Raw genomic sequence first — 16415 nt, forward strand, 5'->3', positions numbered from 1 at the left:
GCATGGGATGACTTAAGGCGCGCAGCCGGATTGGCTGCGCGCCGCTTTTCTGATTTCATGAGGTTCGTGCCTGTGAACATGCCATTTCACAAACAGAAGGTTGTCATTCTGGGCGGCGGTACGGCCGGCTGGATGGCGGCGGCCTGCCTGGCGAAGGTCTATGGCGGCCATCTCGACATTACGCTGGTGGAATCTGCCGAGATCGGCACGGTCGGTGTCGGCGAAGCCACCATTCCCATGATCAACCTGTTCAATTCGATCCTGGGCATAGATGAGGCAGATCTCATCCGCGAAACGGAAGCCACTTTCAAACTCGGCATCGAGTTTGTCGACTGGCTGAGGCCGGGGCACAGCTACCTGCATCCGTTCGGCGCCTATGGCGTCAACATGGAAGGCATCGGCTTCCATCACTACTGGTTGCGGCTGGCGAACCAGGAAGGCGCGCGCGATTACGGCCAGTTCAACATGGAAACCCTGGCCGTGCGTTCCGGGCGCTGTGGCCCCACCCAGACCGACCTGCCGCAGTTTAAGCTGAACAAGGCCTTCCATTTCGACGCCAGTCTCTATGCGGCGTTTCTGCGGCGTTACAGTGAAACGCGCGGCGTCGTACGCGTCGAGGGCAGGGTACAGGATGTACGATTGAACCCCGATACCGGCGATGTCCTGGCGCTGGAACTGGCCGATGGGCGGGCCATTGAAGGCGGCCTGTTCATCGATTGCTCCGGCTTTGCGGCCCTCCTGATCGGCCGTACGCTCGGTGTGGACTTTCAGGATTGGACCCACTGGCTGCCTTGCAACCGTGCTGTCGCCGTGCCGTGCGAAAGGCAAGGGGCGGCTGAGCCCTACACCCGATCAACGGCGCGCGAGGCCGGATGGCAGTGGCGTATCCCGCTTCAGCATCGCACCGGTAATGGCTATGTCTTCTGCGATGAGTTTTTGTCGGAAGATCAGGCCTCTTCGCGCCTTCTCGAACGGCTCGACGGCAAGCCCCTGGCGGACCCGCGGGTGCTGAAGTTCACCACTGGCCACCGTGTGCGCATGTGGGAGCGCAATGTCGTCGCTCTGGGTCTGGCTTCCGGCTTTCTGGAACCTCTGGAATCGACATCCATCTATCTGGTGCAGAGCGCCCTGGCGCGCCTGATGGCGCTGTTCCCGGCGGGGGCCATTAATCCGGGCGTTCGTACCAAGTTTAATGTCGACATGAATGCCGAATATGAGCGCATCCGCGATTTCCTGATCGCCCATTACAAGCTGACGGAGCGCGACGATGCGCCTTTCTGGCGGCGGTGTCGTGACATGGACATTCCGCAAAGCCTGAAGATGCGGCTGGACGTGTTCGAGAGCGATGGCCTTCTGCTGGAATTTCCGCACGACCTCTTCAAGGATTCGAGCTGGTTTTCCGTCCTGATGGGGCAGGGGATAAGACCCAGGTCCTGGCATCCCCTGGCCGACGCCATGCCACGCGATGCATTCCTGAACCGGATGAGTCAGCTGCGGCGGATGATCGGTCAGCGTGCCTCAGCCCTGCCGTCGCACGACCAGTACATAGAGCGAGTGAAGAGCCAATGAGAAAATATCTTCTGTTGCTCCTGATCTGGAGCCTGCCTGTCATGGCGATGGCCAAGCCCGGTCTCGCCGTTGTCAGCTACTGGGGGCAGCGCGTCGAGAATTTCGAACGCATCCCCGACCATACGATCGCGCTGATCAATCCGAGCAGCGGCATATTGGCGAAGGACTCGATCGATACTCCCGTCGATGATCTCGATATCTACAAGCCCGTGTTCCGCCGGGCGAAGAGCCATGATTTAAGCCTCTATGGCTATGTGCCCACCGGCTATTTCCGGCATGACTGCAATATCGACGGCAAATGCCAGACCTGGGCGCGCATCGAAGGTCAGGTAAAGACCTATTTCGATAAGATGCCGGCCCTTCAGGGCATCTTCTTCGATGAGACCGCGCCGGCGGATTATGACTGCGCCCTGTTTGCCGCCGAATATGAAAAACTGCGGGCGCTGGTGGCGAAATACCGACCGGGCGGGCAGATCATCTTCAATGTCGGCATGCCGGACACCTGCGCGGTCAATGCCAGCGCATCGGACGAGATGATCGTGCTGTTCGAGAATGACGGCCAACATTACGTCAATGATTACAAGCAGATCAAGGCGGCGACCGAGCTCGCCAAGTCCAGAGACGTCAGGGTTTGGCATATCCTAAACAATATCCCGCCGGACCAGCTTGATATCGTGCTGCGCGCCTCCGACGTCTATGCGCCTGACTATCTCTATGTGATAGATGTCAGCGGTGACTGGCAGGCGGGTTTCGATACCTATGGCGACCTGCCGGCCTACTGGAAGGCCGAGGTCAAGGCCCTAACCGGAAACAAATAAACAGGGACATCCATCATGAAACTCAAGACCCAACTTCTGCTCGCCAGCGTCATGGTGGCCCTGGTTTCGCCGGTAGCAGTCTTTGCTCAGCCAATGGCAAAGGGCGTGTGGCTTGCCCCATCCGCCGGCGCCGCCAAAACCCCGCCCATGGGCTGGAACAGCTGGAATGCTTTCCGCACAGAGGTGGACGAGGACAAGGTGATGGGCGCCGCGCAGGCCCTGGTCGATGAGGGGCTGGCGAAAAAGGGCTATATCTACGTCAACCTTGATGACGGCTGGTGGCAGAAGCGCCGTCAGTCCGATGGCCGCATGATCATCCGCACCCGCATCTTTCCATCGGCGGCAACACCGGACGGCACGACCAGTTTCCGCGGGTTCACCGATCGCCTGCACGGTATGGGACTGAAGGCCGGTCTCTATACCGATGTCGGCCATAATGCCTGTTCGCAGGCCTTTGACCTGCATTCCCCCAACCTGCCCGAAGGCACGGCCGAAGAACGTCAGGTCGGCCTGGCGGGACACGTCTCGCAGGATATCAACCTCTATTTCAGCGACTGGGGTTTCGACTATATCAAGGTCGATGCCTGCGGGCTGGCTGATTTCGCGCCGGGCTCGCAGCTGGTGAAGGACAATGGCTATATCGGCCTGGAACCCGAGATCGAACGCGCCTCGATTAATCGCACCGACAGCGCCCGCGTGGAGGCGCGTTATGCCGAGGTGGCCGCCGCGCTAAAGCAGGCCAATCCGGACAACGACTATGTGTTCTCCATCTGCAACTGGGGCATGGCCAATGTCCGCGAGTGGGGCAAGGATGTCGGCAGTTCGTGGCGCACCTCCAGCGACATTACGCCGAACTGGACGAGCATGCTGCACAACTATGACAGTGCTGCCAAGCGTGCGCTATATGCTGGGCCGGGCCACTGGAACGACCCGGATATCCTCTATATCGGCGCCGGCGATTTCGATACTGACCATCTGACCGAAGCGCGTACGCATTTTACCCTGTGGGCCATGATGAGCTCGCCCCTGCTGATCAGCTATGACCTGCGTAAGGCCCCGCAATCCCTGCTGGATATCTGGGGTAATGCCGATCTCATCGCCGTCGACCAGGACCCGGCGGGTAATCAAGCCATAATCGCCTACGATTCCGATGACGCGCAGATACTGGTCAAGACAATGGCTGATGGTCACAAGGTGGTGGCTCTATTCAATCGCACGGCCTCGCCGGTCAAGGTGTCGCTGCTGGCCAGCCATCTCAAGCTGAAAGGAGACGCAGCCATCACCCTGACCGATCTGTGGTCGAAGACCGCCAGCACCTTCACCGGCGAGACGGGGTTTGATCTGGCGCCGCATGAGACGCGGGTTTTCTCAGTGCAGGGCGCGCGTGAACTGGCTGAGGGCGTCTACCTGTCGGAAATCCCCGGTGCGATCAATGTGGTCGATGATGGCGTGAAAACACCGGAAGCCGATCCGAGCATCCATCGCATGATTGATCCGTGGGCCGGCACGCGCTCGTCCGGATCGCGGCCGCAATATGCCGGCTGGGGCGGTGCCCAGGCTGACACCACGCCCTATGGCCAGACTTTGCAGATCGGCGGCCAGAGTTTCGACAGCGGCATCGGTGTGCTCGGCAATTCCCTGCTGCAGGTGAAGAATGAGGCCGGGTATCGCAGTTTCCGCGCCCTCGTCGGGGTGGACGCTTCAACGCCGCTGCGCGATCGCGCCGTCACCTTCGCCGTCTATGGCGATGGCAAGCTGCTGGCCAGGACACCGCCGCTGAAATTTGGCGATGCCCCGCGCGAGATCACCGCCGATCTGTCCGGACATAAGGTCATCGAACTGCTGGCAACCCATGACAGCACCGCCGACGAACGTCCGGTCGTCGTCACCTGGGGCGCCGCCCGGCTGCTGAAATAGGATGCAGCCCTGCGAAAGCCTCACGGGCGTCACGCCGGAGACATTCCGCGGCGATATTGTGCCGCGGAATGTGCCGGTGGTGCTCAAGGGGCTAGGCGCGGACTGGCCGCTGGTGCGGGCGGCGCGGCGATCCGACCGTGACCTGGCCGATTGCCTGCGCGGTTTCGATACCGGCGTGGCGATGGACTGCCTCTCCGCCCCACCGGAGGTCAGGGGCGCCTTCTTCTATGGCGAAACCCTGCGCACGCGTAATTTCCGTAAAGGCCAGATCACCCTGGGCGCGATGCTCGATCAGCTGTTGACCCTGGCGGCAGAGGTGCAGCCGCCATCGCTCTATATCCAGTCCACGCCGCTCGATGCCGCCTTGCCGGGACTGGCTGCCGAGACCGTCAATCCGCTGCTGCCCGCCACCGTGCGGCCGCGTCTGTGGATCGGTAACGCCGTGCGGGTCCAGACGCATTACGACCTGTCGGATAATATCGCTGTGGTGGTTGCCGGCCGTCGGCGCTTTACTCTGTTCCCGCCGGATCAGTTGCCCAACCTATATGTCGGGCCGTTCGAGAATACCCTGGCCGGTTCGCCGGTCAGTCTGGCGGATATCGAGGCGCCTGATTTCGACCGCTTTCCCAAACTGCAGGAAGCCCTGAAGTCGGGCCTGATCGCCGAGCTGGAACCGGGTGATGCGATCTATATTCCCTATGGCTGGTGGCATCATGTCCGAAGCCAGTCAGCCTTGAACGTCCTGGTGAATTACTGGTGGAACGAAGCGCCCGCTCATTTGCAGGCGCCTTACGGGGCGATGCTGCTGGCCATGCTGATGGTGCGTGATATGCCGGATCGCCAGCGCGCGGTCTGGAAGGGGATGTTCGATCATTTTGTTTTTGAGGTGAATGGTGACCCGGGGGCGCACCTGGCGCCTGAAGATCTCGGCGCCCTGTGTCATCTGCCACAGTCGCAGCATTCCGGTGCTTTGGAAACCGTTGTTCGCGGACTGATGCAGCATATCCAGAGGACAAAATCCCGATAGCCCGTGTGCGCTTCCGTAACCGACGCCCTTAAATCAATTCCCTTTCTGAACCCGTTTCCGATCGCTGACTTCGTGCTTCAGCCTCCGCAGGAGCCGCGCACAATGAGCTCTGTCTGCAACCTTTCAGATGGCGCATTGTGTCCTGAAAGCTGTCGCATGACCTTGGTTACAAGCAGGTGGCCGGCTTTCAGCACGTCCTGGCGAATGGTGGTGAGGGCAGGGCTCGAAAAACTGGCCACATCAATGTCATCATAGCCGACGATGGAAACATCGTTGGGCACACTCATTCCATGTGTCGACAGGGCCCGCATCGCGCCAATCGCCACCATGTCCGATGCTGAGACGATGCCATCGAATTTCACGCCGCGGTCCATCAGGTCGTTTACGGCCTCGAAGCCCGAATCGAAGACCAGCTTTGAATGCTGTACCAGGGACGTATCGAGTTCAACGCCGTGATTCGACAGGGCGGCCCGGTAACCGGCCAGACGCTGTTCGATTTCAACCACATCACAGGCACCTATGAAGGCGATGCGCCGCCGCCCCAGCCGCAGCAGGTGGTTTGTCGCCCTCTGCCCGCCGAAAAAATTATCCGTGCCAATCGAGCAATAGGTCTGATCCTCAAGGTGCGCCCCCCACACGGCAAGGGCTCTGCCCTGCTTGCTGAACTTGTTCAGGGCGTCATGATATTGGCTCTGCCCAAGGAAGATGAAGCCGCCCGTCGGGTGAGCCGACATCAGTTCGGCCAAGGAGTCTCCATTCTTGGGCACGCGATGCGAGATTGAAAAATCGATATGGCGTTCACGCATGGCGCTGCCTATGCCCCCGAGCAGGCGCAGCTGGAACGGTTCCGCCATCTGCGTGCTGATCGCCGGAACCGCCATGACTACCGTAATCTGGGACTGGTCGATACCTTGCCGCCGCTTGAGGTCGTAATTGCTTTCCTTCGCCAGTTTCAGGACGAGTTCACGCGTCTCCTCACTGATCGCGGGGTGGCGGGCCAGAGCCCGGGACACCGTGGAGACGGAAACGCCTGCCTGAAGGGCGATCTGCTGTAGCGTCACGGGGCGCGTGGCTTCTTTTTGCATACGGTCTAATACCTTGCGCGGGGACTATCCGCAAATTACATGCAAGTTATGCAAATTTTGCACTAACGTCAAGTGCAAGCTGTTCGGGGCTTCACGAATATGTCGGCGGCGGTGGAGGTAAAATAATCTGTTAAAAAAGAATGGCTTATAAAAATTCATCAACTATTTCAGGTGGTTGGCCCTGGCAAAATTTCAATTGCCACCGCATTTCAAAATGTCTCAAAATTACCACATAGTGCAAAGTTGCAGTGCAAAATACGCAAATGAGCGTTGCGTTCGTAATGAATACTGATACTTTCCGACACAATGCGGCCATCCTGACATATGCGATTCATGTCTCGGGAAGGGTCCGACAAGAGCCAATAAGCCGCAGCGCTTCGCACTTCATATGAAGGTGCGAGGTTAAAAACACAGCCCCGCAGGAAGTGGAACCAGATGAAACAAACCAGCAAAAATAAGGCGTCTAGCCTGGTTAAATTAGGCAGTTCGTTGGCGGTACTCGCCATGGCGGCCGCATTAAGCGTGCCGTCAATGGGTTGGGCGCAAACATCCGGATCCACCTTGCGCGGCACCGCGCCGGCAGGTGTGACCGTTATTGCCACGGATGCAAATACGGGTGCGGTGCGCCAGGCCAAGGCCAGCGCCGATGGCACCTATGTCATCGCCGGCCTGCCGTCAGGCACCTACCACGTTACGGCGGGCGACAATGAAGCCGCTGACGTTTCTGTCGCGGTGGCCTCGGTGGCCGTTTATGATTTTGGCAATGGAAAAGCGGCCGAACCCGGCACCACCACGATCACGGTTACCGGCCGTCGTCCGAGTGTTGAAATGCGCTCATCTCAGGTCAACCAGCTTGTCAGCCTGCACGATATCCAGGCCCTGCCGCAGACCACGCGTAACTTCATGGAATTCGCCGATACGGTTCCCGGCGTGCAATTTACCGTAAACGATCACAAGACCTCGCTGCGCGGCGGCGCCCAGCTGAGCTCTGCGGTCAACGTCTATATCGATGGTGTCTCCCAAAAGGACTTTGTCCAGGGCGGTTCTGGCTTTGCCGGCAGTGCGGGTGTCAACGGCGACGGTGATGCAGGTAACCCTTTCCCCCAGCTCGCCATCGGTGAATATAAGGTCGTCACCTCCAACTACAGCGCCGAATATGGCGATGCCGCCAGTGCGATCATCATCGCCCAGACCAAATCCGGTGGGAACAAGTTCCACGGCGAGATTTTCGGTACCTATACCAACGAGAATTTGCGCGCCGAGACGCCCTCTGAAAAGGCATCCGACAGCAAAAAGGGACGCGCGCCCAATCAGGAATACGGTCTGGCCTTCAGCGGCCCGATCATCAAGGACCGGATGCACTTCTTCGTCACCTGGGAACACAAGGATCTGTCCAACCAGGGCGACGTGTATCCCGGCGCCGGTGTCTCACTATCGGAAGCTCAGGCATTGCTGCCGGCCGATGTGTCGAGCCAGTATGGTCCTGTGACCAATCCGTTCACTGAAGATCTTTACTTCGGCAAGCTCGACTTTGAGCCCACTCCGAACGATCGGATTGAGGCCAGCTTCAACTATCGCCTGGAAGATATGTATACGGGGGGCAGTGGTCAGAGCGCAAAATCGACCGAGGCACCCTATACCAATAACGTCAAACGGTCTGATATCCGCTGGCAGCACAGCAACGATACCTGGGTAAATGAGCTGCGTCTGTCCTATCAGGATACACTGGCCTCTACCTCGACAACGACGGCAGCCCCGCAATTCGATTACACCTATTATCCGAACGCTGACACCTCTAACCCTACCGCTGGCGCCATTGCTTTGATTAATGTCGGTGGTCCGGGTTCGGGCGTTGGTGCGGTGAGTTCGCAGAAGGGCTTTACCCTCGCGGATAACCTGACCTTCTCCAATATCGAGGCAGCCGGAAACCATACCATCAAGCTGGGCTTCAGCTATGGCACTATCGACCTGTTCACGCAGGACGGCAGTTCCGATAAGTCCAATGCGACCTATTACTATGCGGTCACGGCGGATGGCGTTGCGGATACGCCCTATCTGGTTCAGTATCCGAACATCGTGCCCGGCTATACCGATACCAGCGTCAGCACGACCGACAAGCAGTTCAGCGCCTATATCCAGGACGACTGGCAGATCAATGATCGTCTGGAACTCAATCTCGGCCTGCGCTGGGATCGCGAAGAGGTGCCGGCCTATCTGAACTATGTCACGCCGGATGACGTTGTGACCGGGATCAACAGCCTGTTCCCCGGCACCTCCCTGACCTACAAGCAGGTCCTGGCTCTGCAGATTTCCGACGAACCCGGATCGCCCGGCATCAATCTGGACAACTATATCAGCACGGGCTCCAACCGGAAGGCGCCGAACAATTTTGCACCGCGTCTGGGCTTTTCCTATGACCTGACCGGCGATGGACGTCGCGTTCTCTTCGGCGGGTATGGCCGTTCCTATAACCGCAATGTGTTCAGAACCCTGGCCCTTGAAACCACAAAGGTGGCCCTGAACAACAACCCGCAGATTTACTTCCCCTCTGCGACGAACCAGGATGCCTTCGGTCCCTGCTTCACGGCAGCCGATGTCAATCCGGCCAACCACTGCTACGCCTGGGACCCTATCTACCTGACTCCCGAGGGACTGGCGACTCTGGAAACCGATGCCTCTTCACATGAAGTGGACCTGCTCAACAATAACCTCAAGACGCCTTATTCTGATCAGTTCAGCCTGGGGATTCGTAACACCCTTGGCGAATGGAACACGCAGGCCACCCTGTCGTACATCAAGAGCTACGACACGATCATCGGTCGTCTGGGCAACCGTTACTCGGATGGCTCCTACTTCCAGAATGGTAGCCAGTGGGGCGCTCAGGGCGTGCCTGGCGTTGGCGGACTTATCCTGTGGGATAACGGTGGCAGGGATGAAAATCTCCAGTTCAGCCTGGCGGCGCAAAAGCCTTACACCAAGGAATCCGGCTGGAGCATGACCGTCTCCTATACCTATTCGGACGCCAAGCAGAACAATGTCGCCGGCATCAACCCGTATTCGGTCGGTTACAATCAGTACCTGTTCGACTACCCGAATATCAGCGATTACCCGATGCTGGATTCCACGGCGGTTTCGAAACATCGTCTGGTCATGACTTACACCCGTGACCTGCCCTGGGGTATGTCGATGGCGGCCAAGATGACCCTGTCCACCCCGACTTCAGCCATGCAGATTTATGGCTGTCAGGAATCCGGTGTTTCCGTCTGTAACAGCTATGGCGGTAGCGTGCAGACGATTATCAGCGAGCGACCCAAGGACACCCTGGGTTACAAGGACATAGACCTGCAGATATCGAAGAACTTCAAGCTGCCCAGCGGCGCTGATGGCTATGTGCGGGTAGACGTCCTGAACGTCTTCAACTGGGTCAACTACGATCCGAACTCGGTCTACTTCCCGAGCTACGGTGCAGCCCCGGTTTACACCAAGGACGGCCCCATTGTGGGGTCTCCCTTCACGGTCAAGCTGTCGACCGGCGCGAAGTTCTAGTCGGCAACCGGTTCCGGTGTTTACCTTCAGGCAAATGCCGGAACCGGACTACGCCACATGATCCGGGTTCCTTGCCCGCAAACGCATTCGCCCTGCTTTACTGGCGGGGCACCTATTCTCAATCGTCATCAGCCGTAAAGCTCTTAAGGTTAGCCTGAGGGGCAGCTATGTTACTCTTTTCTCTTTCTTCGCTGGATTCCCGATGACACGACAGCAAGCCAAACGTCCCATAAAAACGATTGCGGTCATCGGCGGCGGAACGGCGGGATGGATGAGTGCGGCGGCCATCTCCAAGTCATTCGGCAAAAATATCCAGGTTCAGCTCGTTGAATCGGAAGAAATCGGTCTGATCGGAGTCGGCGAAGCGACGGTGCCGCACATTTCGGCCTTCAACCGCCTGATCAATATCGATGAGGCGGAATTCGTCCGTCAGACGCAAGGCACTTTCAAGCTCGGTATCCAGTTCAATGACTGGGGCAAGATCGGCGATTCCTATGTCCACGGTTTCGGCACAATCGGCCGCGATCTCGGCCTGATGCCCTTCCACCAATACTGGCTGAAGGCGCGCGCCGCCGGTAAGGCCAAGGATATTGCGCACTATTCCCTTAATACGGTGGCCGCGCCCTTGGGCAAGTTCATGGCGCCGCCGCGCGACGCACCGGCGAATTCGCCTCTGGCTGAAATCGCCTACGCCTATCATTTCGACGCCGTGCTCTACGCCCGTTTTCTGCGTAAGCATGCAGAAGCCCTGGGTGTTCAGCGCACCGAAGGCAAGGTCATCGCGGTTAACCAGAACGGCGAGACCGGTTTTGTGGAGAGCGTGACGCTTGAAAGCGGCGCGCAAATTTCGGCCGACCTGTTTATCGACTGCACCGGCTTCCGCGCCCTCCTGATCGAGGATACGCTGCAGGCCGGTTTCGAGGACTGGACACACTGGCTACCCTGTGATCGCGCCCTGGCCGTACCGTGCGAAAAGGTGGAGGCGCCGACGCCCTATACGCGCTCCACGGCGCGCTCGGCGGGGTGGCAATGGCGCATCCCCCTCCAGCACCGCACCGGCAATGGCTATGTCTACAGCAGCCAGTTCATCAGCGACTCCGATGCGACGGATATGTTGCTTGGGTCTCTGGATGGCCGGGCGCTCGCAGATCCGAAACCCATACGCTTCAGGACCGGCAAACGGCGCAAACTCTGGGATAAGAACGTGGTTGCGATCGGCCTGGCAGGCGGCTTCATCGAACCTCTGGAATCGACCGCCATTTTCCTTATACAAGCAGGCATATCGCGGTTTATGAGCCTCTTCCCGCACACCGATTTCGAGCCGGTGCTGCAGAATACTTACAATGCACAAATGCAGTTTGAGTACGAGCGGATCCGGGACTTCATCATCCTGCACTATCACGCCACGGAGCGGGACGATTCCGAATTCTGGAATTATGTGCGGACCATGAGCATCCCGTCGTCCCTGCAAGGTTACATGGACCTGTTCGCCGCCGATGGTCAGTTTTTCCGCGAAGGCACCGAACTCTTTGGCCTGACCAGTTGGGTGCAGGTGATGCTGGGGCAGGGAATACGGCCGCGCAGCTATCATCCGGCCGTGGACTGGGTCAAGGACGAGGACATGCTGTCGCTCGTCAGCCACGTGGAAAAGGTGGTGTCGTCGAATGTGGCGCTGATGCCCCGGCATGAGGACTTCATTGCCCGGCATTGCGCGGCCGTTTCCGTTTAACGCTCAGGCAAAACAACCCATGCATGGTGTGAACCGATCCATTCATCACGTAAGGCTCTGCCTTACATCCCACAGCCTTCCGAGGAAGCGTTTCCCATGACTTCATCGCCTCGCTTCTCTCGTCGCCACTTCTTGCTCGGCAGCACGACCCTGGGGGCTTTCATGGCCACGGGCGTGCAGTCAGGCGCACTGGCGGGCCCGCTTAAGACCTCCGCTTCCCGCACGGCAGATCGCCGGTTCGACCCCTTGCTGGCCGATCTGCACCATCGGACATTCCGCTGGTTCTGGGAGATGGCCAGGGTGACCAACGGCCTGGTGCCGGACGCTTCGCCGGGGCAGTTTTTTGCCTCCATAGCGGCTATTGGCTTTGCCCTGACAGCTTACTGTATCGGCGTGAAGAGCGGCTATGTCACACGCAAGACCGCCGCGGCGCGTACCCTCCTGACCTTGAAAACACTGTGGAACATCCCCCAGGGGCCCGATCCGGTGGCGGCCGGCGGCCATAAGGGGTTCTTTTATCATTTCCTCCACATGGACAGCGGACTTCGCTATGAGCATTGCGACCTGTCCACTGTCGACAGTACCATACTGTTCCTGGGCGCCCTGACCGCCGCTGCCTTTTTCGATGGCGACACGCCGGATGAAGCCGAGATCCGCAAGCTGGGCATAGCCCTTTATGAACGGGCAGACTGGACCTTCTTTGCGCGCGAAAACGGTTTGATCAGCATGGGCTGGCACCCGGAGACGGGCTTGCCGGACCATGACGAACGTGGGCTGATAAACCGCAATTGGGATCGCTATAACGAAGGCATGATGGTCAATCTGCTGGCCCTCGGATCGCCGACGCATCCGGCCGGCAACTGGGCCGCCTGGATGGCGACGATCGATGGCACATGGGGCACCAATTTCGGAGAAACCTATCTCGGCTTCTCTCCGATGTTCGGACATCAGTACTCTCACATCTGGTTCGATTTCCGTGGCATTGCCGATGTGTACATGCGCGGCAAGGGCATCGATTATTTCATCAACTCACGTCGCGCCACCTATGCCCAGCGTAACTACGCCATAAAAAATCCCGGCGGGTTCAAGGGGTATGGGCCCGATGCCTGGGGCCTGACCGCGTGTCTGGGGCCTGCCGATATCGAACTGACGGTCGGCCAGCGGACCGTGCAATTTCATGAATATGGTGCGCGCGGCCCACAGACCGGCGACAATGAATCCTTCGACGACGGTACGATCGCGCCGACGGCCGGCATTACCTCGATCGCCTTTGCACCGGAAATCTCAATCCCGCTGATCCGCAGCCTGCATGAAAAATACGGCGCCGATATTTATGGCGATTACGGTTTCGCGGATGCCTTCAATCCCACCTTTCCGGCCAGCTATGAAACCCCGACCGGCCGGCATACGCGCCGCGCCGGCTGGGTGGCCAAGGACTGCCTGGGCATAGATCAGGGCCCGATCCTGTGCATGATGGAGAACTACCGTTCCGGCCTGGTCTGGGACCTGTTCAATCGCAGTTCCGTAACGGGTGATATTGCCAGACGCGCCTTCAGCCACGCTGGGTTCGAAGCCGTGGCGTCCACCGGCAAATGGCTCACCGCATGACGATTCATCGGCATTTCGGATATAAGAGGAGGCGGCTTGCGAGCCGTGTTAGGCGATGAAGAGTCTTGCTTTCGCCCTGGCAACCCTGGCCCTGACCTCGGCACTGACAGGTTGCGCCACGATCCACCCCGACAGGCTGGCCAAGGGCGCTTCCGCCGAAAAGGTCGTGCTCAGGGACGGCTCGACCGTGCAATATATGCAGTATGTGCCGGCCGGTTATCAGGGGGGCAAGGCGCCCGTATTGATCTTCCTGCATGGCTCGGGTGAGGCCGGCAGCGATGTCACCCGCGTCATGGGACCGGGGCCCTGGGCCTATGCCCGCGATCATGCCGACTTCCCCTTTATCATCCTGGCGCCGCAGCAATGGCGCGATGAGGAATGGGACCCCCAAAAGCTCAGGGAATGGCTGGATGACGTAGAGGCGCGCCTCCCGATTGATCGCAAACGTATCTATCTCACCGGCCTTTCCCTGGGCGGTGGTGGTGCCTGGGATTGGGGCATGGTGCAGCCGCGACGCTTCGCCGCCATCGCGCCAGTCTCTGGCTATTCGAACCTGAAAACCCCTTGCATGCTGACTGGCAACCACATCTGGGCCTTCCATGGCGAGATCGACGACGTGGTGCCGATCCGTGATGAGGAAGCGCTTGTCAGCGCCGCCAAAGCCTGCGGCATCGACGTCAAATACACCATCTATCCTGGCGGCAATCACAATGCCTGGGATGCCACCTACGCTAATCCGGACCTCTACGCCTGGTTCCTGGATCATAAAAAGGAGTAACGCTTATGGCCGCTTTTACCCCCTCTCGCCGGTTTTTCCTCCAGGGCGCTGCCGCCACGGCCGCCCTGATGCCGGTGGCGGCGCCTGGTCTGGCCAAGGTCACTCCAGCCGCCGACCCCTTCATCGAAAGCCTCATCCAGCGCATGAGCATCGAGGAAAAGGCCGGTCAGCTCTCCATCTACAGTGACACCACACGCTTCGATGGCCCGCCGATCAACCCGACCTCGGAGCAGGCGCAAGGCAAGGAAAAGGTCAAGGCCGACATTGCCGCCGGCCGGATCACCGGCCTGTTCAACGGGATCGGCGTGGCCGGCGGCCGCGAACTTCAGCAGGTGGCCGTCGAGCAGTCGCCGCACAAGATCCCGCTGGTTTTCGCCGGCGACATCATCCACGGCGTCAAGACGACCTTCCCGATTCCGCTGGGCGAATCCGCGAGCTGGGATACCGACCTGGCCCGGCGCACGGCGCGGGCCGCCGCCCTGGAAGCGACGGCCAAAGGCCTGCACTGGACCTTCGCGCCCATGGTCGATGTGGCGCGCGACCAGCGCTGGGGCCGTGTTTCCGAAGGATCGGGCGAGGATACTTATCTTGGCATCCAGCTGGCCGTGGCGCGGGTCAAGGGCTTCCAGGGCGACAGCCTGAAGGACGAGACCTCGGTCGTGGCCTGTCCGAAGCATTTCGCGGCCTATGGCGCCGTGCAGGGCGGGATGGAGTACAACACCGCCGATATCCCCGAAACCACGCTGCGCGAAGTCCATCTGCCGCCGTTCAAGGCGGCCTTCGACGCTGGCGCCCTGACCACCATGTCATCGTTCAACGATATCGCCGGTGTGCCCTCGACCGGCAATCATTACCTGCTGACCGATATCCTGCGAGGGGAGTGGGGCTTCAAGGGGCTGGTCGTTTCCGACTACACCTCGGAAGAAGAACTGATCCTGCACGGTTTCGCCGCCGATGGCGCCGATGCCACCGCCAAGGCGATCAATGCCGGCTGCGATATGGGCATGCAGTCGGGCCTCTACATGAAATACCTGCCGGAGCTGGTGCGCTCAGGCAAGGTCAAGCTGGCCGTGCTCGATGAGGCGGTGCGCCGGGTGCTCTATGTGAAAAAGGCGCTGGGTCTGTTCGACAATCCCTATCGTTCGCTCGATCTCAAACGCGAACAGACGGATGTCCGCCGGCCCGAAACCATCGCCTTGGCCCGCGAGGCCGGGCGCAAGTCGTGCGTGCTGCTGAAGAACGAAGGAAATCTGTTACCCTTGCCGAAATCGGGCAAGAAAATTGCCCTGATCGGCCCCTTTGGTAATGACAAGGAAAACTGCCCCGGCCCGTGGGCCGTTTTCCCGGACGTGGACACCTGCGTCACCTGGGAGGCGGGCTTCCGCGCTGTGCTGGGCGATGCCCTGACCGTGGTCAAGGGCTCGGAGGCCGAAACGCCGATCGAGGGCGGCATCGCCGCGGCGGTGAAGGCGGCGAAGGCGGCGGATATCGTGGTGCTGGCGCTCGGCGAAACCGGAAACATGTCGGGGGAAGCGCAGTCGCGCGTCGATATCTCCGTTCCGGAACCGCAGCTGGAACTGGCCGAAGCCGTAGCCGCCGCTGTTAAAGACTCCGGTAAACCGGTGGTGGTCATTCTCAAGCACGGCCGCGCCCTGGCTCTGACCGGGGCGGTAAAGGAGGCGCCGGCGATCCTGGCCACCTGGTTCCTGGGTTCCGAAGAAGGCAATGCCATTGCCGATATCGTCTTCGGCGACTACGCCCCGCAAGGGCGCCTGCCGGTCAGCTTCCCGCAGGCTTCGGGGCAGGAGCCCTTCTACTACAATCATCGCATCACCGGCCGCCCGCAGATCAGTGAGGACAAGAGCTTCAAGGCGCGCTATCGCGAAGTCACCAATGACGCGCTGTACCCCTTTGGCCATGGCCTGAGCTATTCGAGCGTGTCCTATGGGCCGACGAGCGTCAGTGCGCCTACCCTGGCGATGACCGGAGCCATCAAGGTGACGGCAACGGTCACCAATACCGGCGAGCGCGCCCTGCATGAGGTGGCGCAGCTCTATATCCATGACAAGGTGGCCTCGATGACCCAGCCGATCCGTGCGCTGAAGGGGTTCCGTCATCTCGATCTGGCGCCAGGAGAAAGCATTGCGGTCGAATTCACCCTGACGCCCGCCGATCTGGCCTTCGTCCATCCGAACCTTAAACCTTCGGCCGAAGCCGGACAGTTCGATGTCTGGATTGCGCCGTCTTCAACCTCGGGCACAGTTGCAAGCTTTATGCTCATCGCCTGATAGCAAGGGAGCTATGTCTGAAGGCACGTGTGCAACCGGATTTCCGCCCT

10 protein-coding genes are annotated in these 16415 nt (G+C 59.7%); 9 read left to right on the forward strand and 1 reads right to left on the reverse strand.

Annotated elements, in window-relative coordinates:
- Nucleotides 1-78: 78 nt before the first annotated feature.
- The 4 genes from QM647_RS18020 to QM647_RS18035 are packed head-to-tail and all read left to right on the forward strand — an operon-like array spanning nucleotide 79 to nucleotide 5331.
- Nucleotides 79-1569 (forward strand): tryptophan halogenase family protein, encoded by a 1491-nt coding sequence (locus QM647_RS18020; RefSeq protein ID WP_414996941.1) that lies wholly within the window; start codon nucleotides 79-81, stop codon nucleotides 1567-1569.
- Nucleotides 1566-2387 (forward strand): spherulation-specific family 4 protein, encoded by an 822-nt coding sequence (locus tag QM647_RS18025; protein ID WP_414996942.1) that lies wholly within the window; start codon nucleotides 1566-1568, stop codon nucleotides 2385-2387. Before QM647_RS18020 ends, QM647_RS18025 begins: the two co-directional genes overlap by 4 nt.
- Before the next feature lie 15 nt (nucleotides 2388-2402).
- Complete coding sequence (locus QM647_RS18030; RefSeq protein ID WP_414996943.1) at nucleotides 2403-4304, forward strand: NPCBM/NEW2 domain-containing protein; 1902 nt, start codon at nucleotides 2403-2405, stop codon at nucleotides 4302-4304.
- Between the two features lies 1 nt (nucleotide 4305).
- The gene (locus tag QM647_RS18035) at nucleotides 4306-5331 is read left to right on the forward strand and encodes a cupin-like domain-containing protein (RefSeq protein WP_414996944.1); all 1026 of its coding nucleotides are present in this window, start codon (nucleotides 4306-4308) and stop codon (nucleotides 5329-5331) included.
- A 77-nt stretch (nucleotides 5332-5408) separates the two neighbouring features.
- Here QM647_RS18035 and QM647_RS18040 read toward each other — a convergent pair whose 3' ends face one another.
- Nucleotides 5409-6416, reverse strand: a complete 1008-nt coding sequence (locus QM647_RS18040; RefSeq protein ID WP_414996945.1) for a LacI family DNA-binding transcriptional regulator — start codon at nucleotides 6414-6416, stop codon at nucleotides 5409-5411.
- 504 nt (nucleotides 6417-6920) lie between these two features.
- Between QM647_RS18040 and QM647_RS18045 the strand changes: the two genes are divergently transcribed.
- From QM647_RS18045 to QM647_RS18065, 5 genes are all read left to right on the forward strand, one after another.
- Nucleotides 6921-9962, forward strand: a complete 3042-nt coding sequence (locus QM647_RS18045; RefSeq protein ID WP_414996946.1) for a TonB-dependent receptor — start codon at nucleotides 6921-6923, stop codon at nucleotides 9960-9962.
- A 202-nt stretch (nucleotides 9963-10164) separates the two neighbouring features.
- A complete protein-coding gene (locus tag QM647_RS18050; protein WP_414996947.1) occupies nucleotides 10165-11691 on the forward strand; it encodes a tryptophan halogenase family protein in 1527 nt (508 codons plus the stop codon).
- Between the two features lie 96 nt (nucleotides 11692-11787).
- A complete protein-coding gene (locus QM647_RS18055; protein WP_414996948.1) occupies nucleotides 11788-13299 on the forward strand; it encodes a glucoamylase family protein in 1512 nt (503 codons plus the stop codon).
- A gap of 55 nt (nucleotides 13300-13354) precedes the next feature.
- Nucleotides 13355-14077 (forward strand): prolyl oligopeptidase family serine peptidase, encoded by a 723-nt coding sequence (locus QM647_RS18060; protein ID WP_414996949.1) that lies wholly within the window; start codon nucleotides 13355-13357, stop codon nucleotides 14075-14077.
- 5 nt (nucleotides 14078-14082) lie between these two features.
- Nucleotides 14083-16365 (forward strand): glycoside hydrolase family 3 N-terminal domain-containing protein, encoded by a 2283-nt coding sequence (locus tag QM647_RS18065; RefSeq protein WP_414996950.1) that lies wholly within the window; start codon nucleotides 14083-14085, stop codon nucleotides 16363-16365.
- Nucleotides 16366-16415: the final 50 nt, after the last annotated feature.

This window comes from Asticcacaulis sp. (assembly GCF_047605585.1).
Lineage (GTDB): Bacteria > Pseudomonadota > Alphaproteobacteria > Caulobacterales > Caulobacteraceae > Asticcacaulis.

Coding starts and splice junctions, on each gene's coding strand:
- QM647_RS18020 (WP_414996941.1), top strand. CDS start 79: ATGCCATTTCACAAACAGAAGGTTGTCATTCTGGGCGGCGGTACGGCC.
- QM647_RS18025 (WP_414996942.1), top strand. CDS start 1,566: ATGAGAAAATATCTTCTGTTGCTCCTGATCTGGAGCCTGCCTGTCATG.
- QM647_RS18030 (WP_414996943.1), top strand. CDS start 2,403: ATGAAACTCAAGACCCAACTTCTGCTCGCCAGCGTCATGGTGGCCCTG.
- QM647_RS18035 (WP_414996944.1), top strand. CDS start 4,306: ATGCAGCCCTGCGAAAGCCTCACGGGCGTCACGCCGGAGACATTCCGC.
- QM647_RS18040 (WP_414996945.1), bottom strand. CDS start 6,416: ATGCAAAAAGAAGCCACGCGCCCCGTGACGCTACAGCAGATCGCCCTT.
- QM647_RS18045 (WP_414996946.1), top strand. CDS start 6,921: ATGGCGGCCGCATTAAGCGTGCCGTCAATGGGTTGGGCGCAAACATCC.
- QM647_RS18050 (WP_414996947.1), top strand. CDS start 10,165: ATGACACGACAGCAAGCCAAACGTCCCATAAAAACGATTGCGGTCATC.
- QM647_RS18055 (WP_414996948.1), top strand. CDS start 11,788: ATGACTTCATCGCCTCGCTTCTCTCGTCGCCACTTCTTGCTCGGCAGC.
- QM647_RS18060 (WP_414996949.1), top strand. CDS start 13,355: ATGAAGAGTCTTGCTTTCGCCCTGGCAACCCTGGCCCTGACCTCGGCA.
- QM647_RS18065 (WP_414996950.1), top strand. CDS start 14,083: ATGGCCGCTTTTACCCCCTCTCGCCGGTTTTTCCTCCAGGGCGCTGCC.